General features: G+C 71.7%; 18 protein-coding genes and 1 riboswitch. Of the genes, 11 read left to right on the forward strand and 7 right to left on the reverse strand.

The window, feature by feature from the left end:
* Positions 1-193 precede the first annotated feature (193 nt).
* Positions 194-1429 (forward strand): glycosyltransferase, encoded by a 1236-nt coding sequence (locus ACZ6C1_RS01900; protein WP_469236747.1) that lies wholly within the window; start codon positions 194-196, stop codon positions 1427-1429.
* A 38-nt stretch (positions 1430-1467) separates the two neighbouring features.
* On the opposite strand, the gene glgX is transcribed toward ACZ6C1_RS01900, so the two are convergent.
* Positions 1468-3744 carry a glycogen debranching protein GlgX gene (gene glgX, locus ACZ6C1_RS01905; protein ID WP_469236748.1) on the reverse strand — a complete coding sequence of 759 codons (2277 nt, stop codon included), beginning with the start codon at positions 3742-3744 and terminating at the stop codon, positions 1468-1470.
* Between the two features lie 164 nt (positions 3745-3908).
* Here glgX and ACZ6C1_RS01910 point away from each other — a divergent pair, with 164 nt between their 5' ends.
* From ACZ6C1_RS01910 to ACZ6C1_RS01935, 6 genes are all read left to right on the forward strand, one after another.
* Positions 3909-5144, forward strand: coding sequence for a L,D-transpeptidase (locus tag ACZ6C1_RS01910; RefSeq protein WP_469236750.1), 1236 nt, complete (start codon positions 3909-3911; stop codon positions 5142-5144).
* 195 nt (positions 5145-5339) lie between these two features.
* The gene (locus ACZ6C1_RS01915) at positions 5340-6596 is read left to right on the forward strand and encodes a L,D-transpeptidase (RefSeq protein ID WP_469236752.1); all 1257 of its coding nucleotides are present in this window, start codon (positions 5340-5342) and stop codon (positions 6594-6596) included.
* 77 nt (positions 6597-6673) lie between these two features.
* Entirely contained in the window at positions 6674-7441 is a 768-nt protein-coding gene (locus ACZ6C1_RS01920) for an enoyl-CoA hydratase/isomerase family protein (RefSeq protein ID WP_469236754.1), read from the forward strand.
* Between the two features lie 243 nt (positions 7442-7684).
* Positions 7685-8188, forward strand: a complete 504-nt coding sequence (locus tag ACZ6C1_RS01925; protein WP_469236755.1) for an ATP-binding protein — start codon at positions 7685-7687, stop codon at positions 8186-8188.
* Between the two features lie 466 nt (positions 8189-8654).
* On the forward strand, positions 8655-9839 hold the full coding sequence (locus tag ACZ6C1_RS01930; RefSeq protein ID WP_469237159.1) for a YncE family protein: 1185 nt from the start codon (positions 8655-8657) through the stop codon (positions 9837-9839).
* Between the two features lie 96 nt (positions 9840-9935).
* Positions 9936-10577 (forward strand): ADP-ribosyltransferase, encoded by a 642-nt coding sequence (locus tag ACZ6C1_RS01935; protein ID WP_469236757.1) that lies wholly within the window; start codon positions 9936-9938, stop codon positions 10575-10577.
* Between the two features lie 16 nt (positions 10578-10593).
* Here the strand turns inward: ACZ6C1_RS01935 and ACZ6C1_RS01940 are convergent, their stop codons facing one another.
* Complete coding sequence (locus ACZ6C1_RS01940; protein WP_469236758.1) at positions 10594-11232, reverse strand: N-acetyltransferase; 639 nt, start codon at positions 11230-11232, stop codon at positions 10594-10596.
* A gap of 93 nt (positions 11233-11325) precedes the next feature.
* Here ACZ6C1_RS01940 and ACZ6C1_RS01945 point away from each other — a divergent pair, with 93 nt between their 5' ends.
* Both ACZ6C1_RS01945 and ACZ6C1_RS01950 read left to right on the forward strand, forming a co-directional pair.
* Positions 11326-11541, forward strand: a complete 216-nt coding sequence (locus tag ACZ6C1_RS01945; RefSeq protein ID WP_469236760.1) for an EF-hand domain-containing protein — start codon at positions 11326-11328, stop codon at positions 11539-11541.
* Positions 11538-12479, forward strand: a complete 942-nt coding sequence (locus ACZ6C1_RS01950; protein WP_469236761.1) for a CopD family protein — start codon at positions 11538-11540, stop codon at positions 12477-12479. The genes ACZ6C1_RS01945 and ACZ6C1_RS01950 overlap by 4 nt, the downstream gene beginning before the upstream one ends.
* Here the strand turns inward: ACZ6C1_RS01950 and bla are convergent.
* From bla to gcvT, 5 genes are all read right to left on the reverse strand, one after another.
* Positions 12472-13416 carry a class A beta-lactamase gene (gene bla, locus ACZ6C1_RS01955; RefSeq protein WP_469236762.1) on the reverse strand — a complete coding sequence of 315 codons (945 nt, stop codon included), beginning with the start codon at positions 13414-13416 and terminating at the stop codon, positions 12472-12474. The genes ACZ6C1_RS01950 and bla overlap by 8 nt on opposite strands.
* A 51-nt stretch (positions 13417-13467) precedes the next feature.
* On the reverse strand, positions 13468-14838 hold the full coding sequence (locus ACZ6C1_RS01960; RefSeq protein ID WP_469236763.1) for an L-serine ammonia-lyase: 1371 nt from the start codon (positions 14836-14838) through the stop codon (positions 13468-13470).
* Positions 14839-14998: 160 nt separating this feature from the next.
* Positions 14999-16258: a serine hydroxymethyltransferase gene (gene glyA, locus ACZ6C1_RS01965; RefSeq protein ID WP_469236764.1), complete on the reverse strand. Its 1260-nt coding sequence runs from the start codon at positions 16256-16258 to the stop codon at positions 14999-15001.
* A 13-nt stretch (positions 16259-16271) separates the two neighbouring features.
* Positions 16272-16649, reverse strand: a complete 378-nt coding sequence (gene gcvH, locus ACZ6C1_RS01970; protein ID WP_469236765.1) for a glycine cleavage system protein GcvH — start codon at positions 16647-16649, stop codon at positions 16272-16274.
* 58 nt (positions 16650-16707) lie between these two features.
* The gene (gene gcvT, locus ACZ6C1_RS01975; RefSeq protein WP_469236766.1) at positions 16708-17823 is read right to left on the reverse strand and encodes a glycine cleavage system aminomethyltransferase GcvT; all 1116 of its coding nucleotides are present in this window, start codon (positions 17821-17823) and stop codon (positions 16708-16710) included.
* Between the two features lie 143 nt (positions 17824-17966).
* Positions 17967-18059, reverse strand: a riboswitch (glycine riboswitch).
* Positions 18060-18214: 155 nt separating this feature from the next.
* Here gcvT and ACZ6C1_RS01980 point away from each other — a divergent pair.
* On the forward strand, positions 18215-18886 hold the full coding sequence (locus ACZ6C1_RS01980) for an AAA family ATPase (protein ID WP_469236768.1): 672 nt from the start codon (positions 18215-18217) through the stop codon (positions 18884-18886).
* Positions 18887-18970: 84 nt separating this feature from the next.
* Entirely contained in the window at positions 18971-19711 is a 741-nt protein-coding gene (locus ACZ6C1_RS01985) for an enhanced serine sensitivity protein SseB (RefSeq protein ID WP_469236770.1), read from the forward strand.
* Positions 19712-19730: the final 19 nt, after the last annotated feature.

The raw sequence follows: 19730 nt of genomic DNA on the forward strand, positions 1-19730 counted from the left end.
AGCGAGCCTAGGGTTCGGCACTGACATCGCTCACGCGGTTTTCCCCGCGGCATGTCGGGGTCCGCCGCCGAGGTGACGCACTCTCCGCCAGTCTCAACGTATAGCGCACCGGGGGGCTTGCGGCAAGGCCCCCGTCGTCCTGCAGAATCCCCAGCTCAAGCCCAGAACTTGCGGAAGATGGGGGAATCAAGGGATGCGTGTACTGCTGTCCACGTACGGATCGCGCGGCGACGTTCAGCCTCTGGCGGGGCTCGCGGTGCGGCTGAGGGAACTCGGCGTGGAGGTACGGGTGTGTGCGCCGCCGGACGAGGAGTTCGCGGAGCGGCTGGCCGCCGTCGGTGTGCCGATGGTGCCGGTGAGTGATCCGGTGCGCGCCCTGGTGACCGGGACGCCTCCGACGGCGTCGGACTTCGACCTGCGGGTGGCCTCATTGGTCTCCGCCTACTACGACGCGATCATGGCGGAGGCCGAGGCCGGCGACGTGGTGGTGGCGACCGGTCTGTTCCCGAGCACGGCCGGTGTGCGGTCGGCGGCCGAGAAGCTGGGCCTCGAGTACGTGTACCTGGGCCTCCAGCCGACCGTCCTGCCGTCTCCGCACCGCCCGCCGTTCCAGTACCCCAGCCACCCGCACCCGCCGGAGGTCACCGACAACCGGGAGCTGTGGGACCTCAACATCCGGACAATGAACGCGTTGTTCGGCGGGGCGGTCAACACCCACCGGGCGTCGGTGGGCCTTGTGCCGGTGGACAACGTCCGCGACCACGTCATCACCGACCGCCCGTGGCTGGCGACGGACCCGGTCCTCGACCCGTGGCAGTCGGCCGACCTCGACGTCGTGCAGACCGGCGCGTGGATCCTGCCGGACGAGCGCCCGCTCCCGGACGGGTTGGAGGCCTTCCTGGCGGCCGGCGCACCGCCCGTGTACGTGGGCTTCGGCAGCATGGCTCTGCGCGGGGCGGGGGACATCGCGGGGGTCGCCGTCGAGGCGGTCCGCGCACAGGGCCGACGTGTCGTCATCGCCCGTGGCTGGGCGGACCTGGGCCCGGTCGACGACAAGGACGACTGCTTCGTCGTCGGCGAGGTCAATCACCAGGCGCTGTTCGGCCGCGTGGCCGCCGTCGTGCACCACGGTGGCGCGGGCACGACGACGGCGGCGGCCCGGGCCGGTACGCCCCAGGTGGTCGTACCGCAGTTGGTGGACCAGCCGTACTGGGCCGAGCGGGTGGCCGAGCTGGGCATCGGCGCGGCGCACGACGGTCCGGCTCCGACCGTCGGATCCCTGTCGGCCGGGCTCCGGACGGCACTGCGCCCGGAGACCCGCGAACGGGCCGCCGCCGTGGCCGCCTCGATGAGCGCCGACGGGACGGAGGTGGCGGCGAAGCTGCTGCTCGACACGGCCGGCCGGGCAAGGCCGTCGACGTCCGGGTGACGCGACCGCGCACCCACCCAGACCCGCCCGGACGCGCCTCAGTCCCGCACTCTCAGCAGCCACACCGAACGCGCCGGCACGGTCACCGCCTCCCCGCCCGGGAGGACCGTGCCCGGCGCCTCGGCCTGGTCCTCCCGCGAGGTGTCCACCACCAGCTCGTACGCCTGCGCCCACGGCGCGCCCGGCAGGCGGAAGTCGACCGGCTCGGCGCCCGCGTGGAGGACCGCCAGGAAGCTGTCGTCCGTGATGGGCTCCCCCCGCGTGTCGCGGCCCGGGATGTCCCGGCCCGACAGGTACATCCCGATCGTCGCGGTCCGGGCGTACCAGTCCCCCTCCGTCATCTCCGCGCCCGCCGCCGTGAACCACGCCAGGTCCCGCAGCCCGTCCACACCCTGCGGGCGGCCCGAGAAGAACGCCCGGCGCCGTAGCACCGGGTGGGCGTGGCGCAGCGCCAGCAGCCGGGCGGTCAGGTCCAGCAGGCCCTTGGGGCCGGGCCGCTCCGGCAGGGACCAGTCGACCCAGCCGATCTCGTTGTCCTGGCAGTACGCGTTGTTGTTGCCGCCCTGGGTGCGGCCCATCTCGTCACCCGCCACGAGCATCGGCACGCCCGTCGACAGCAGCAGGGTGGTGAGCAGGTTGCGCACCTGGCGCCGGCGCAGCGCGTTGACGCCGGGGTCGTCGGTCTCGCCCTCGGCGCCACAGTTCCAGGCCCGGTTGTCGTTCGTGCCGTCCCGGTTGCCCTCGCCATTGGCCTCGTTGTGCTTGTGCTCGTACGACACCAGGTCGCGCAGGGTGAAGCCGTCGTGGGCGGTGATGAAGTTGACGGAGGCGTACGGCCGCCGTCCGCCCCACGCGTACAGGTCGCTCGACCCCGACAGCCGGTAGCCGAGGTCCCGTACGTCGGGCAGGGCGCCGCGCCAGAAGTCGCGTACCGCGTCGCGGTAGCGGTCGTTCCACTCCGTCCACAGGGGCGGGAAGGCGCCCACCTGGTACCCGCCGTTGCCCACGTCCCACGGCTCGGCGATCAGCTTCACGCGCCGCAGCACCGGGTCCTGGGCGATGGTGGCGAGGAACGGCGACAGCATGTCGACGTCGTGCATCGAGCGGGCCAGCGCCGCCGCCAGGTCGAAGCGGAAGCCGTCGACGCCCATCTCGGTGACCCAGTAGCGCAGCGAGTCGGTGATCAGCCGCAGCACGTGCGGCTGGACGACGTGCAGGGTGTTGCCGCAGCCGGTGTAGTCGGCGTACCGGCGGGGGTCGGCGGCCAGCCGGTAGTAGCCGCGGTTGTCGATGCCGCGCAGCGACAGCATCGGGCCCAGCTCGCTCGCCTCGGCCGTGTGGTTGTAGACCACGTCGAGGATCACCTCGATGCCGGCCGCGTGCAGCGCCTTCACCATCCGCTTGAACTCGCCGACCTGCTGCCCGGTCGTGCCCGACGCGCTGTACGCGGCATGCGGCGCGAAGTAGCCGATGGAGTTGTAGCCCCAGTAGTTCTTCAGCCCGCGCCGCAGCAGATGGTCCTCGTGCGCGAACTGGTGCACCGGCAGCAGCTCCACCGCCGTCACCCCCAGCGACACCAGGTGCTCGATCGCGGCGGGGTGGGCGAGCCCCGCGTAGGTGCCGCGCAGCTCCTCCGGGATGCCGGGGTGGCGCCGGGTGAAGCCGCGCACATGGACCTCGTAGATGACGGAGTCCGCCCACGGGGTCTTGGGCCGCCGGTCGTCGGACCAGTCGTCGTCGTCGTGGACGACGACGCCCTTGGGCACGTACGGGGCGGAGTCGCGGGTGTCCCGGACGGTGTCGGCGACGTGCTGCTCGGGCCAGTCCCGCACATGGCCGTACACCTCGGGCGGCAGGGTGAAGTCGCCGTCGACCGCCCGCGCGTACGGGTCGAGGAGCAGCTTCGCCGGGTTCCAGCGGGCGCCCGTCCACGGGTCCCAGCGGCCGTGCACCCGGTAGCCGTACCGCTGCCCGGGCCGTACGCCCGGGACGAAGCCGTGCCAGATCTCGTGCGTCAGCTCGGTGAGGGGCAGCCGGGTCTCGGTGCCGTCCTCGTCGAACAGGCACAGGTCGACCGCTTCCGCCCCGCCCGCCCAGAGGGCGAAGTTCGTCCCTGTCGCCCCGCCCGGCCCGGCCCTGAAGCGGGCGCCCAGCGGTGTGGGCGCGCCCGGCCATACGGGTGGGGCGGGCGCGTCGGGGTCCCGGGGGAGCCCGTTCAGCCCGTGCCGCCGCGCCCCGGCGGGGGCGGGCCTCCCGTCCAGCAGTGCGTCACCCACCGCACGCTGCACTGCCTGCTGCTCGGCTGCGCTCGACACCTGCCGGCCTCCTGCGGCTCGTCGGGCTCCATGCGGTGCGGGGCGCGCGGCGTCCCGGCCGCGGCCCCGCACATGGTCCTCCACCTGTTCTGCCCGGACTGCCCGGCTCCCAACATGACCCGCACTCACGTTTCCCCTGGAGGGGGGCCGTCGTTGGTCGCATCGTGAGACACGTACTGAAGCGGGCAGGGCTCGGCATCGCCGCTGCCGTGACATGTGCAGGGCTGATGGCGGGGCCGGTGGGGTGCACCAGCGACGGCGGTCTGGACATCGGCATGGGCGACAAGGGGCCGTCGCCGGAGGACACCATCCGGGTGATGCCGGACGACGGCGCCAAGGGCGTGGCCCCGGACGGCAGGTTGGAGGTGCAAGTGCCCAGCGGGCGGCTGGAGCGGGTCAAGGTGGTCAAGGTCGAGGACGACCAACCGGTCCGGGTGCCGGGCGAGATCTCGGAGGACGGGCTGCGCTGGCGCCCCACCCCCGGTACGCGGCTCGCGCTGGCGGCCAAGTACAGCGTGGACGCGGTCGCGCTGGACGCGCACGGCCGGCGCTCGGCCCGGCACACGACGTTCACCACCGCGGTCCCCGAGCACCGGTTCATCGGCTACTTCAAGCCGGAGAACCGCTCCACCGTCGGCACCGGGATGATCGTTTCCTTCGGTTTCAACCGGCCGATCGAGAACCGCGCGGCCGTCGAGCGCGCCATCCGCGTCACGTCCCGGCCGCCGGTGGAGGTGGTGGGCCACTGGTTCGGCAAGGAGCGCCTGGACTTCCGCCCGCGCGAGTACTGGAAGCCGGGTACCAAGGTCACCGTCGACCTGCGGCTGCGTGACGTGGAGGGGGCGCCGGGCGTGTACGGCATCCAGCGGAAGACCGTGGGCTTCACGGTCGGCCGCTCGCAGGTCTCCCGGGTGGACGCGGAGGAGCACACCATGGAGGTACGGCGCGACGGCCGGCTCGTCACCACGCTGCCGATCACGGCGGGGGCTCCGAAGACCACCACGTACAACGGGCGGATGGTGGTGACGGAGTTGTTCGACGTGACACGGATGAACGGTGCCACGGTGGGGTTCAAGGACAAGGACGGCAAGGGCGAGTACGACATCAAGGACGTCCCGCACGCGATGCGGCTGACCGATTCGGGGACGTTCCTGCACGGGAACTACTGGGCGCCGGAGTCCACCTTCGGCACGGCCAACGTCAGCCACGGGTGCGTGGGGCTGCGCGACGTGAAGGGCGGCAGCGCGGACTCCCCGGCGGGCTGGTTCTTCGACCGGACGCTGATCGGGGACGTCGTGGAGGTGGTCAACTCGAACGACCGGAAGGTCTCTCCCGACAACGGCCTGGGCGGCTGGAACATGGACTGGAACCGCTGGAAGGCGGGTTCCGCCCTGCGGTGACCCTGGCCGACTCTCGCCGTCCCGGCACGATCCGGCATGGCGCGCCCCGGTCCTGGACACGTTGGGACTGAACGGTGACATTCGCGGGCGCTCGGGGGCGCCCGCGGTGTGATTATCTATCGCGGTGCACGCGCGTGTGGCGTGCGGGGGTGCGGGCCGTGGCGGGGCCAGGCCGTGCGAGGGGAGAACAGCGAAGTGAACGTAGAGCCGATATCGGGGGCATCGGCCGGGGCGGGCAGGCGCGGATCCGGTGCCGGCAAGGGTCTGCTGGCTGTGGTGCTGGGGGCGTTGTTGCTGCTGGTGACGGCGTGCGGGGGGTCGGGCTCCGGCGACAGCGGCGGCAAGGGCGGCGAGAAGGCCAAGGACGGCGGAAAGGTGGAGAACGCGGCGTCGCAGGCCGTCGTGACCATCGCGCCCAAGGACGGTGCCGCGTCGGTCGCCACGAGCGGCGCACTGAAGGTCACCGCCGAGAAGGGCAAGCTGACCACGGTCACGGTCGCCGACCCCAAGGGCAACCAGGTCGAGGGCAAGCTGACCGCCGACGGCACGAGCTGGGAGCCGGTACGGCACCTGGCCGCCGCCACCAAGTACAAGGTGCACGCGGTCGCCAAGGACGCCGAGGGACGCGAGTCGGCCAAGGACACCACCTTCACCACCCTCGTACCGAAGAACACCTTCATCGGCCACTACACGCCGGAGGACGGTTCCACCGTCGGCGTCGGCATGCCGGTGTCCATCAACTTCACCCGCGGCATCACCAACCCGGAGGCCGTGGAGAAGGCCATCAAGGTGACCGCCGAGCCGTCGGTCCCGATCGAGGGCCACTGGTTCGGCAACGACCGCCTCGACTTCCGTCCCGAGAAGTACTGGGCCGCGGGCACCAAGGTGACCGTGCAGCTGCACCTGGACGGCGTGGAGGGCCGCCCGGGTGTGTACGGCAAGCAGTCCAAGACGGTGAAGTTCACCATCGGCCGCAGCCAGGTCTCCACGGTCGACGCGAGCGAGAAGACCATGAAGGTCGTCCGTGACGGCAAGCTGATCAAGACCATCCCGATCACCGCCGGCGCACCGTCCACGACGACGTACAACGGCCAGATGGTCATCAGCGAGAAGTACAAGGTGACCCGGATGAACGGCGCCACCGTGGGCTTCGGCGGCGAGTACGACATCAAGGACGTGCCGCACGCGATGCGCCTGTCCACCTCGGGCACCTTCGTGCACGGCAACTACTGGGCATCCAGCGGCACGTTCGGCTCCGCCAACGTCAGCCACGGCTGCGTCGGTCTGCGCGACGTACGCGGCGCCTACGACGGCTCGACCCCGGCGGCCTGGTTCTACAACCAGTCGATCATCGGCGACGTGGTGATCGTGAAGAACTCAAAGGACAAGCAGATCCAGCCGGAGAACGGCCTCAACGGGTGGAACATGCCCTGGTCGGAGTGGATCGAGTAGCGCTCCCACGGACGGGCCCGGTGCTGTGACGGACAGCACCGGGCCCGTTGTCGTTAACGACGACTAACCTTCCGCCTATGACAGTCACTCTCGAAGTCTCCGAAGGCGTCGGCACCATCCGCCTGGACCGCCCGCCGATGAACGCGCTGGACATCGCCACCCAGGACCGGCTGCGCGAGCTCGCCGAGGAGGCGGCCCGTCGCGACGACGTCCGTGCCGTGGTGCTGTACGGCGGCGAGAAGGTGTTCGCGGCCGGCGCGGACATCAAGGAGATGCAGGCGATGGACCACACGGCCATGGTGCTGCGCTCCAAGGCCCTCCAGGACTCGTTCACCGCCGTCGCCCGCATCCCCAAGCCCGTCGTCGCCGCCGTCACCGGGTACGCGCTGGGCGGCGGCTGCGAGCTGGCGCTGTGCGCCGACTTCCGGATCGCCGGTGACAACGCCAAGCTGGGCCAGCCCGAGATCCTGCTGGGCCTCATCCCCGGCGCGGGAGGCACGCAGCGCCTCGCCCGCCTCGTCGGCCCGTCCAAGGCCAAGGACCTCATCTTCACGGGCCGTCATGTGAAGGCCGACGAGGCCCTCACGATCGGGCTCGTCGACCGGGTCGTACCGGCTGCCGAGGTGTACGAGCAGGCGCACGCGTGGGCGGCCAGGCTGGCCCAGGGGCCCGCACTGGCGCTGCGCGCGGCGAAGGAGTCCGTGGACGCGGGTCTGGAGACCGACATCGACACGGGCCTGACCGTCGAACGCAACTGGTTCGCCGGGCTGTTCGCCACCGAGGACCGGGAGCGGGGCATGCGCAGCTTTGTGGAGGAAGGGCCGGGCAAGGCCAAGTTCCTGTAGGCGTACGCGAGTTGTCAGCCGTGTGGGTGGTTTAGGGCAGTCTTAACGGGGCCTTAAGCGCTTCGCGTCGTCCGGCCGCGCCACTCTTTCGTGTCGGCCGTGTCATCGCAGGTCAACACCGCTTTTCCGGGCCCCGTGTGCCCCTGTCATATGCCGGGCGATGCCCCGGGAACGGTTCATTCCGGGGCATCGATTCCACGGGAACGGCCACGCGGAGGCCGCCGGACGGCCATCATGGTGGGCATGGCGGGGCTGGAAGGTGTGGAGCAACCGGGGCAGCGCGGCAGCGCTACCGCCGCGCGGTGGGTACCCCCCGCGGATGACGAACAGGCGCTCAAGGCGCTCGAACTGTTCGGCAACCCGACGGAGGAGGAAGTGCGGCTTCCGTCCCGCCCCGAATCCGCCGCGACCGCCCGCCGGCTCACCCAGTGCGTGGTGCTGCGCCAGTGGGGGCTCACCCCGCAGATCGCCGAGCACGCGGTCCTGCTCGTCTCCGAGCTCGTCGGCAACGCGGTCCGGCACACCGGGGCGCGCGTCTTCGGTCTGCGGATGCTGCGCCGCCGGGGCTGGATCCGGATCGAGGTGCGTGACCCGTCGCGGGGCCTGCCCTGCCTGATGCCGGTGCACGAGCTGGACACCAGTGGCCGTGGGCTCTTCCTCGTCGACAAGCTCTCCGACCGCTGGGGCGTGGACCTGCTCCCGCGTGGCAAGACCACCTGGTTCGAGATGCGGGTCTCCGACCGCTGACGGACGCGACGACCGCTGACGGACGCGACGACCCCTGGCGGTCACGACGACCCCTGGCGGTCGCGACGACCGCTGACGCACATGGCCCGGGTGGCCCACAGGACGCACGGAAGCCCCCTCGCGCCGTGATGGGGCGCCGCGGGGGCTTCCGGGAAGTGCGTCGTGGACTGGGGTGGGGTGTGTCCACGACCGTGGGAACGACCTGGCCCGGGTCAATGGGGGTCGCGTGTTCCCGACTATGGCAGACGGGGGGCCATGCCACCAAAAGACCAAACCGGGCGAATTTCAGCAAAACGGTCCAGCTGGGGAATGAATCGTAGGTGAGATGGGCCACTGGCCTCATAAACCATGAATAACTATGGGATCTGGTGGGTGAATCCTCGACTTCCCTCGATGCTCCCGCCGGGCCGCGGAGATCCATGGCGGGCGGACCGGAGGACCCGGATCCTCAATGGGGTCCGTGACGATGCTGCGCCTGACGAAGCGATCCAAGAGCCTCCTCGCGGCCACCGCCCTGCTCGCCGCCGCGGCGGCGCTCCCCGGGTGCGGCGGCGGGGAGGACCGGCCCTCGGCGCGCGGCACCGCCGTACCGGTCTCCGTACCGAAGAAGGCCGCCCCGGCCGGGCTGCCGGGCATGCCGCCCGTCCTCGACCCGAAGGACGTCTACGCGGCCGACCGGCCCGGACGGCTGTCCCCCGTGGTCAAGGGCTTCCCGTCCCGGGTGTACGTCCCCAACACCCTGTCCAACACCGTCTCCGTCATCGACCCGAAGACGTACAAGGTCATCGAGACCATCCCGGTCGGCGTACAGCCGCAGCACGTCGTGCCGTCCTGGGACCTCAAGACGCTCTGGGTCAACAACAACCGGGGCCACACGCTCACCCCCATCGACCCCGCCACCGGAACCCGGGGCAAGGACGTCGACGTCCACGACCCGTACAACCTGTACTTCACGCCCAACGGCAAGTACGCCGTGGTGATGGCCTCCCTCGACCGGGAGCTGGTCTTCCGCGACCCCCACACCATGGAACGGCGCCACACCGAGCCCGTCGCCTGCTACGGCGTCAACCACGCCGACTTCTCCGCCGACGGCCGTTACTTCATCGTGAGCTGCGAGTTCTCCGGCGAGCTGCTCAAGGTCGACACCGAGCGGATGAGGGTCGTCGCCCAGCAGAAGCTCCCCTTCCAGGGTGCGATGCCGCAGGACGTGAAGGTCTCGCCGGACGGGAAGACCTTCTACGTCGCCGACATGATGGCGCACGGCGTGTGGGTCCTGGACGGCGACTCCTTCGCGACCCCCCGGCTCCTGCCCACCGGCAAGGGCGCCCACGGCCTGTACGTCTCCCGCGACTCCAAGGAGATGTACATCCCCAACCGGGGCGAGGGCTCCGTCTCCGTGTTCGACTTCGCGCGGAACGAGCTCACCAAGAAGTGGTGGCTGCCGGACGGCGGTTCACCGGACATGGGCGGCGTGTCGGCCGACGGCAAGGTGCTGTGGCTCTCCGGGCGGTACGACTCCGAGGTGTACGCGATCGACACCACGACCGGCAAGCAGCTCGCCCGCATCCCGGTCGGCGGCGGCCCTCACGGCCTCGCCGTCTACCCCCAGCCCGGCCGCTACTCGCTCGGCCACACCGGCGTCTTCCGCTGACGCCACTCCTGGAGCGACTCCCGCACGCCCCCTGACACGCCGCCGATCGGGTGAAGATCCACGGCGGCGCGGGATGCGGCGGTCATCGTGATCGCCGTGATCACTTCTCGCCCGCAGCGCCGCGCCGCCGCGCTCGCCGTGTCCCTCGCCGCCCTCCTCGTACCCGCCGCCTCCACCGAGGCCTCCCCGGCCGCCGCCACCCCGGCCGCCGGGGCCCCCGCCGCCGCTCCCGCCTTCGCCCCGAAGGCCGCGGCGAAGTGTCCCGTGGTCGAGGACCGGCTGTATCCGGCGGCCGACCGCCGGGTCGACCCCGACCGCATCACCCCCGCCCCCGCCTGGCGCAAGGACTGCAAGCAGCTCTACCGCGCCGACAACCGGCCGCCGGCCGTGATCTTCAAGGAGGGCTTCCACCCGAAGGCACCGCTGGACGGCCAGTACGACATCGAGAAGTACGTCCTGGTCAACCAGCCTTCGCCGTACGTCTCGACGACCTACGACCACGACCTGTACAAGAAGTGGAAGAGCGGCTTCAACTACTACGTGGACGCCCCGAAGGGCGTGGACGTCAACGGGACCATCGGCGACACGCACAAGTACGCCGACCAGGAAGAGGTTGCCTTCCCCGGTGGTATCGCCCGCAAGCACATCGTCGGCGTCTGCCCGGTCGACCTGGTGAAGAAGATCGAAATCATGAAGGAGTGCGAGGACAACCCGTACTACGAGCCCTGGCGCGGCTGACCCGGCACCGGGCCCGTCACCCCGCGATGAACAGCGCCTCCGAGCCGACCGGGCGGTAACCGGCGGACTGGAAGGTGCGGACGCTGCGGGCGTTGCCCGGGGACTGCTGGGCCCACACCACCGGGCCCGGCACCAGGTGACGGGCCGCGACCGCCAGATCCCTGCCCAGCCCCCGCCCCCGGGCGTCCTCGTCGACCTCGACGGCCGCCTCCCAGCGGCCCGCGACGCCCCGCCCGAGCACGACCACGCCGCCGTCGGCCGCCCAGACCCGTACGTCGTCACGGAACTTCACGGCCCGGGCGACCCGCGGGTGCGCCGGGTCGGCGATCTCGCGCAGGGCGACGGGCGGGGCGCCGGGCAGGGCGTCGGCGACGGTCAGCAGGTCGATGGTGTTCATGTACCGGCCGCAACGGGCCAGCAGCCGGGCCAGGAACACCGGGTTCATCGCGGCGGCCAGCGCGTCGCTCGCCGTGGCCGCCAGCTCGGCCCGGACCCGGTCCGGGTCCTCGTCCGTGAAGATCACCGAGTGCGCGGTGAAGGCCAGCACCCCGGCGTCGCGCGCGTTCGGCTGCGCCACCACCGTGACCGTGCCGTCCGCCGGCGGGAAGTCCCCCCGGGAAGCCGCCGTGAGGATCCGCGCCACTTCGTCACCCATGCCCCCATGGTGGACCATGGCCCCCGAACTCGGCCCACGCTCCCTGCCGATAATCTGACCGGCGTCAGTTATGCACCAAGAAGGGGTGGACCAGTGGCGGACATCGAGGCGGCGCGCAAGGCGTTCGAGCGGTACGACGTGAACGGGGACGGGCTCATCACGGCCGCCGAGTACAAGAGCGTCATGGCGCAGCTCGGCGACTTCAACGTCACCGAGACCGTCGCCCAGGCCGTGATCAACGCGCAGGACGGCAACGGCGACGGGCTGCTCACCTTCGACGAGTTCTGGGCGCACCTCAGCAAGGCGTGACCACAGGGACGAACGGCGCCGCCCGGCGATCCGGGCGGCGCCGTACGCGTACCGCGCTCGCGGTCGGCGCGCTCGTGGCGGTGGCGGTCGCGCTCTTCGGCGCGGGCATCGCCGGGCGAGGCACCGGGGAGCTCCGCATCCCGGCCGCCGGGACGACGACCCTGCTGCGCGTCGCGGTGTTCACCGCCCTCGCCCTGCACCTCGGCGAACTGGCCGGCGTCCGGCTCGCGGGCCCCGGACGCACGCCCCGCTCCTGGGCCGTGTGGGCCGCCCTCGGCGGGGCCGCCGCGTCCGCCGGGCAGATCGTGCTGCTGGCGCGGGTCAGCGACCTGGACCTCACCGCCACGTACGGGACGAGGGACGGCGGGCTGCTGCTGGCCATGGCCAACGGCTTCGCCCTGGCGGCCGGCTGCGCCGCGCTCGGGCGCCCCGGCTGGGCTGTCGCCCCACTGGCCCTGGTGGTCGGCGCGGAGGCGCTGCGCGCGCATCCCGAGCCGTACACCCCGGAACTGGGCACCGCCCTCACGGTGGTCCACCTGACGGCCGCCTCCCTGTGGGCGGGCGGGCTGGGGCACGTCCTGCGGACGATGTGGCTGCGCGGTGGCGGCCGGGACGTGCTGGCCCGGTACGCCCGGCTCGCCGTCTGGCTGTACGCCGCGCTCGCCGTCACCGGTACCTGCTCGGCGCTGCGCCGCCTCCCCGCCGAGGCGGTGTTCGCGTCGGCGTACGGCAGGGTCCTGATCGGCAAGCTGGTGCTGGTGGCCGTGGTGAGCGTCCTGGCGCTGGCCGCCCGCCGGCGGCTGCGCGGCGACGGCGACACGACGCGGCCCGTCGCTGCCGAAGTGGCCGCTCTGGCGGGGGTCGTGCTGGTCTCGGCGATCCTCACCGTGGTGCCCGACCCCCACTGGCTGAGCGTGCACTCGGCGGTCCTCAGGTGACGGCCGCGGCCAGCACCGAGGCCGCGTCGCGGACGAGCGGGTGGTCCGCCGGGGCGTCCTGCTTCGGCTTGGTCGTGAGGACGGCGAGGACGACCGGGGTGCCGTCGGGCGTCCAGGCGACGCCGACGTCGTTGTTGGTGCCGTACGCGCCGCCGCCCGTCTTGTCGGCCAGGCGCCAGTCCTCCGGCAGCCCGGCGCGGAACCGCTCCTTGCTGGTGGTGTTGGCCAGCAGCCAGCCGGTCAGCCGCTCGCGGTCGGGCCGGTTCAACGCGGTGCCGAGCACCAGCCGCTCGTAGTCCCCGGCGATGGCGGCGGGCGTGGTGGTGTCCTCGGCGCGCCACGGCTCGCAGGTGTTCAGCTCGGGCTCCCAGCGGTCGAGCCGGGTCGTACCGTCCCCGAGGGAGCGGCAGAACCGGGTGATGGCGGTGGGGCCGCCGAGTTCGCGCATGAGCAGGTTGGCCGCCGTGTTGTCGCTGAAGCAGATGGCGGCCCAGCACAGCTCCGCGACCGTCATGCCCGTGGCCAGGTACTCCTCCGCCTTGTCGGAGTTCTCCACAAGGTCGTCCTTGGTGTACCGGACGCGCTTGGCGAGCACCTCGCCGTGCCGGTCGAGGTCCCGCAGCACGGCCGCCGCCGCGAGCGTCTTGAACGTCGAGCACATGGGGAAGCGCTCGTCGGCCCGGTACAGCACGGTGGCGCCGGTGACCGTGTTGCGGGCCACCGCGCCCAGCCGCGCCCCGTGCCGCCGCTCCAGCGCCCGCAGCTTCCCGATGGCGGCCGCACGGTGCGAGGCACGCCTCGGGGCCCCGGCGCCGGCAGTGGCGGCCGGGGCGGCCGCGCCGGCGGTCAGCAGTGTGGCGGCACCCGCCGCGGCGGTCAGGAGGGCGCGGCGGGAGGTCCCGCCCCGTAACGTCGCGATCTTGTCGTTCTCCGTCATGGGACGAGCCCATCACGGGCGGCTACCGGAAGAAAATGTTCCGGCGGCGTGTCAGCACTCGATGATGTTCACCGCAAGACCGCCGCGCGCGGTCTCCTTGTACTTCACGCTCATGTCGGCGCCCGTCTCCTTCATGGTCTTGATGACCTTGTCCAGGGAGACCTTGTGGCTGCCGTCGCCGCGCATCGCCATGCGGGCCGCCGTGACGGCCTTGACCGCCGCCATGCCGTTGCGCTCGATGCACGGGATCTGGACCAGGCCGCCCACCGGGTCGCAGGTCAGGCCCAGGTTGTGCTCCATGCCGATCTCGGCGGCGTTCTCCACCTGCTCCGGGCTGCCGCCCAGCACCTCGGCGAGCGCGCCCGCCGCCATGGAGCAGGCCGAGCCGACCTCGCCCTGGCAGCCGACCTCGGCGCCGGAGATGGACGCGTTCTCCTTGAAGAGCATGCCGATCGCTCCCGCGGCGAGCAGGAAGCGGACCACGCCCTCCTCGTCCGCGCCGGGCACGAAGTTCATGTAGTAGTGCAGGACGGCCGGGATGATGCCGGCGGCGCCGTTGGTGGGGGCGGTGACGACCCGGCCGCCCGCGGCGTTCTCCTCGTTCACGGCCATCGCGTAGAGCGTGATCCACTCCATGGCCAGGGCCTGCGGGTCGCCCTCGGAGCGCAGCTTGCGCGCGGTGTTCGCGGCGCGGCGGCGGACCTTCAGGCCGCCCGGCAGGATGCCCTCACGGGACATGCCGCGGTCCACGCACGCCTGCATCACGCGCCAGATGTCGAGGAGGCCCGCACGGATCTCGTCCTCCGTGCGCCAGGCCTTCTCGTTCTCCAGCATCAGCGCGGAGATCGACAGGCCGGTCTCCTTGGTGAGCCGCAGCAGCTCGTCACCGGTGCGGAAGGGGTACTTCAGCACGGTGTCGTCGGGGACGATCGGGTTCTCGCCCTGGACCGCGGCCTCGTCCACCACGAACCCGCCGCCGACCGAGTAGTACGTCTTCTCCAGCAGGGTGGCGCCGTCGGCGTCGTACGCCCACAGGGTCATGCCGTTGGCGTGGTACGGCAGCGCCTTGCGGCGGTGCAGGACCAGGTCCTCGTCGAAGTCGAAGCCGATCTCGTGGGCGCCCAGCAGGTTGATGCGCTTGGTGCTCCTGATCCGCTCGACCTGCTCGTCGGCGGTCTCGACGTCGACCGTGCGGGGCGAGTTGCCCTCCAGGCCCAGGAGGACCGCCTTGGGGGTGCCGTGGCCGTGGCCGGTCGCGCCCAGCGAGCCGTAGAGCTCGGCGCGTATCGAGGCGGTCGGGGCCAGCAGGCCCTCGTTCTTCAGCCGGCGGGCGAACATCCGGGCGGCGCGCATGGGGCCGACCGTGTGGGAGCTGGACGGGCCGATGCCGATCGAGAACAGGTCGAAGACCGAGATGGCCACGGGGGAACTCCTTGGTTGGTAGACGTCGCTGTCTGCCGGGGTGGTGCAGGGGCGCAACGGGTGGTGCTCGGGTGGGGCAAGAGACGGGGCACCGCACTCACTGTTCAGTGTGCGCGGTGCCCCGCAGTCCAGTCTGTTACGTACGTAACGTCTATGAATGTTACAGACTGGGGTAAAGCGGGTGCTTCGCGGCGAGGGCCGACACCCGGGCCTTGAGCGCGTCCGCGTCGTAGGACGGCTTCAGCGCCTCGGCGATGATGTCGGCGACCTCGGTGAAGTCCTCGGCCTGGAAGCCACGGGTGGCCAGCGCCGGGGTGCCGATCCGCAGGCCCGAGGTGACCATCGGGGGCCGCGGGTCGTTCGGGATCGCGTTGCGGTTGACGGTGATGCCGACCTCGTGGAGCCGGTCCTCGGCCTGCTGGCCGTCAAGCTCGCTGTTGCGGAGGTCGACCAGCACCAGGTGCACGTCGGTGCCGCCGGTCAGGACCGACACACCGTGCTCGGTGACGTCCGGCTGGACCAGCCGCTCGGCCAGGATGCGGGCGCCGTCCAGGGTGCGCTGCTGGCGCTCCTTGAAGTCCTCGCTCGCGGCGACCTTGAACGCCACGGCCTTGGCGGCGATCACGTGCTCCAGCGGGCCGCCCTGCTGACCGGGGAAGACCGCGGAGTTGATCTTCTTGGCGAGCTCGGCGGTGGACAGGATCACACCACCGCGCGGGCCGCCCAGCGTCTTGTGGGTCGTGGTGGTGACCACGTGGGCGTGCGGCACCGGGTTGGGGTGCAGACCCGCCGCGACCAGGCCCGCGAAGTGCGCCATGTCGACCATCAGGTACGCGCCGACCTCGTCCGCGATCCGGCGGAACGCGGCGAAGTCCAACTGGCGGGGGTAGGCGGACCAGCCGGCGACGATCAGCTTCGGCTTGGACTCCTTGGCCAGGCGCTCGACCTCGGCCATGTCGACCTGACCGGTCGCGTCGTCGACGTGGTAGGCGACGACGTTGTAGAGCTTGCCGGAGAAGTTGATCTTCATGCCGTGGGTCAGGTGACCACCGTGGGCCAGGTTCAGACCCATGATCGTGTCGCCCGGCTTCAGCAGCGCGAACATCGCGGCGGCGTTGGCCTGGGCACCCGAGTGCGGCTGGACGTTGGCGTGCTCGGCACCGAAGAGGGCCTTGATGCGGTCGATGGCGATCTGCTCGACGACATCGACGTGCTCACAGCCGCCGTAGTAGCGGCGGCCGGGGTAGCCCTCGGCGTACTTGTTGGTCAGGACGGAGCCCTGGGCCTCCATGACCGCGACCGGAGCGAAGTTCTCCGAGGCGATCATCTCGAGGGTGGACTGCTGACGGTGGAGCTCGGCGTCGACGGCGGCGGCGACGTCCGGGTCCAGCTCGTGAAGAGGGGTGTTCAGAAGCGACATCGGGGAGGGGTCCTTAGCTGCCGGAGAACTCGGTGTACTCGTCGGCGGAGAGCAGGTCCTTCGGCTCGTCCGCGACGCGTACCTTGAACAGCCAGCCGCCCTCGAACGGGGCGGTGTTCACCAGCGAGGGGTCGTCGACGACGTCCTGGTTCGCCTCGACGACCTCGCCGGTCACCGGGGAGTACAGGTCGCTGACGGACTTGGTCGACTCCAGCTCACCACAGGTCTCGCCCGCGGTGACCGTGTCGCCGACCGCGGGGAGCTGGACGTACACCACGTCGCCGAGCGCGTTCGCCGCGTGCTCCGTGATGCCGACCGTCGACACGCCGTCCTCGGCGGCCGACAGCCACTCGTGCTCCTTGCTGTAGCGCAGCTGCTGGGGGTTGCTCATGACTGGAATTCTCCTGTACGCGGGGGAGTGCTGGTGAACGGGGTGGTGGTGCGGGGGGTCACTTCTGGCGCTTGTAGAACGGCAGCGCCACGACCTCGTACGGCTCATGGGTACCGCGGATGTCGACGCCGACCCCTCCGGTGCCCGGCGCGGCGTGCGCGGCGTCCACGTATGCCATGGCGATCGGCTTGCCCAGCGTCGGCGACGGGGCGCCCGAGGTGACCTCGCCGATCACCTTGCCGTCCGCCACCACGGACATCCCGGCGCGCGGGACCCGTCGGCCCTCGGCGATCAGGCCCACGAGCTTGCGCGGCGGGGCGATCTGCGCCCGCTCGGCGGCGGCGGCCAACGCCTCGCGGCCCACGAAGTCGCCCTCCTTCTCGAACTTGACCACCCGGCCCAGGCCCGCGTCGAACGGGGTCAGGGACGTCGTCAGCTCGTGCCCGTACAGCGGCATGCCCGCCTCCAGGCGCAGCGTGTCGCGGCAGGACAGCCCGCACGGGATCAGACCCACCGGGGCTCCGGCCTCCAGCAGCGCCTGCCACAGCTTCTCGGCGTGCTGCGGCTCCACGAACAGCTCGAAGCCGTCCTCACCGGTGTAGCCGGTGCGGGCGATCAGCGCGGGGACGCCCGCGACGGTGCCCGGCAGGCCCGCGTAGTACTTCAGCCCGTCCAGGTCGGCGTCGGTCAGGGACTTCAGGATGCCGGGGGACTGCGGCCCCTGGACGGCGAGCAGCGCGTAGGCGTCCCGGTCGTCGCGCACCTCGGCGTCGAACCCGGCGGCGCGGGCGGTCAGCGCCTCCAGCACGACCTGCGCGTTCGAGGCGTTGGCGACGACCATGTACTCCTGCTCCTGGAGCCGGTACACGATCAGGTCGTCGAGGATGCCGCCGTCCTCCTGGCAGATCATCGTGTAGCGGGCGCGGCCGGTACCGACGCTGCCGATGTTGCCGACGAGCGCGTAGTCCAGCAGGTCGGCGGCCTGCGAGCCGGTGACGGTGATCTCACCCATGTGGGAGAGGTCGAACAGTCCGGCATGCGTACGGACGGCGTTGTGCTCGTCACGCTCGCTCCCGTACCGCAGCGGCATGTCCCAGCCCGCGAAGTCGGTCATGGTCGCGCCGAGCGCACGATGCACGGCATCGAGGGCGGTCAGGCGGGGGGCAGTGCTCATGGATGTGGCTCCCAGGGCATGGCTCGAAGACGATCCTCCCCATCTGTCATCGGAACCTGAGAGGTTCACCGTGACCGTACGGGGACGGCCTTCGGCTTGCACCTTGGGTGGAGCCGCCGTGGCGGCCCGCTTTTCAGATCTGCCTCATCCACGCGGTACGGGGCCTGAGAGATTCAAGGGAGGAACTTGCTCCTTCGGCGCCCGGGCGGGACCCGGAACTCTCCCGCGCGGATTCAAGCGGCCGGTATGCGGTTGTGTACGCACGTGTGTGCGTCGGCGCGCACATCATTGCACGCGGGGTCTCCTCGGCAAATCGCTTGTGCCTTATTACCCTTTCTTTACACTTCATGGGCAAGGGTCGTCAGAAGCCGACCCAGCTGGGGGAGTAGCGATGACGTTGCAGCGGACCGGGGCGTACCCGACGACCGCCGGCGTGCCCGGGCAGCCGGGCCTGCCCGCGGGCGGGCGGGCGGTGGCCGGTGCGCCCGCCCTCCCGGTCGTGCGCGACCTGCGGGACCGGCGCGGGTGCGGACCCCGGGCGCTGATCTTCCCGGCCGGTGACCTGGTGGTCGTGTCGGGCCTGCCCGGCAGCGGCAAGTCGACCCTGATCGCCCGGGCGGCCCAGGGACGCGGCATCGACTCGCAGGACGCCCGGGAGCGGTGGGAGCACCGGGTGCCCGGCCTCCTGCCGTACGCCGTCTACCGGCCCCTCGTCCGGCTGGCGCACTACGCGGGGCTGCGGCGGGCCCTGCGCTCCGGCGAGAGCGTCGTCGTCCACGACTGCGGCACCCAGGCCTGGGTGCGGCGCTGGCTCGCCCGGGAGGCCCGGCGGCGCGGCACGGCCCTGCACCTGTTCCTGCTGGACGTCCCGCCCGGCACGGCCCGGGAGGGCCAGCGCGAGCGGGGCCGCGGTGTGTCGGGGTACGCCTTCGGGCGGCACCGCAGGGCGGTGGGGCGGCTGGTGCGGGGCGCGGAGCGGGGCGTCGTGCCGCGCGGGTGCGCGTCCGCCGTGCTGCTGGACCGTCCGGCGGCGTCCGCGCTGACCCGGATCGCGTTCGGCTGACCCGGGCGGCGACCCGGGCGGCGGAGCCCGCGTTAGGGTGCTGCGGCAGCGACAGGCACGCGCGGGGAAGGACCAGGAGCACCAGTGGACACTGCATGGCCGGGCAATGAGCTCGAAGAGGTGCTCGCCGCCTCCCTGGGGAACCCCGCGGCCGGGGGCCGTCTCGTCGAGGTGCTGGGCCGCAGCCACGTCTGGGTGCCCCTCCCCAACGGCGGCGCCCCCGACAGCCCGGACCTGGACCTGCCCACCCTGGAGATCGGCGGGCAGGCGTACGTCCCCGTCTTCAGCTCCGAGGCCCAGTTCCTCCAGTGCGCGGGCGCCCACATGCCGTACGCCGTCGCCCCGGCCGTCGAGTTCGCACGCGGCCTGCCGCCACAGCTCGGCATCGCCGTCAACCCCGGCGGTGCCGTCGGCGCCCCGCTGCCCCCGCTCGCCGTCGCCGAGCTGTGCCGGGCCGGCCGCACCCCGCTGGACGGGCCCGCGAGCGGCGCCCGGGTGCGGCTGTTCGAGCCGGACTGGCAGGAGGACCCGGTCGACTTCCTGTCCGCCGCGGCCGCCGAGTTCGACGCCACCGCCACCGTTCTGACGGCCCGCCGCTGCCTGGCGAGCATCGAGGGGGACAGCCCCACCCTTTTCATCGGCGTGCAGCTCTCGTCCTGGGAGGGCGCCGACCGTAACGTACCGATGGACGCCCTGGGCCGGGCGCTGGGCCGCGTACAGGTGCCGTGGCCGGTCAACCTGGTCCTGCTGGACGTCGCGCAGGACCAGGTGGGGGACTGGATGCTGGAGAAGGTACGGCCCTTCTACCAGCGCGGGCACGCATAAGCTGGTCGGGTGGACGGAA

The organism is Streptomyces sp. NPDC041796 (assembly GCF_055590785.1).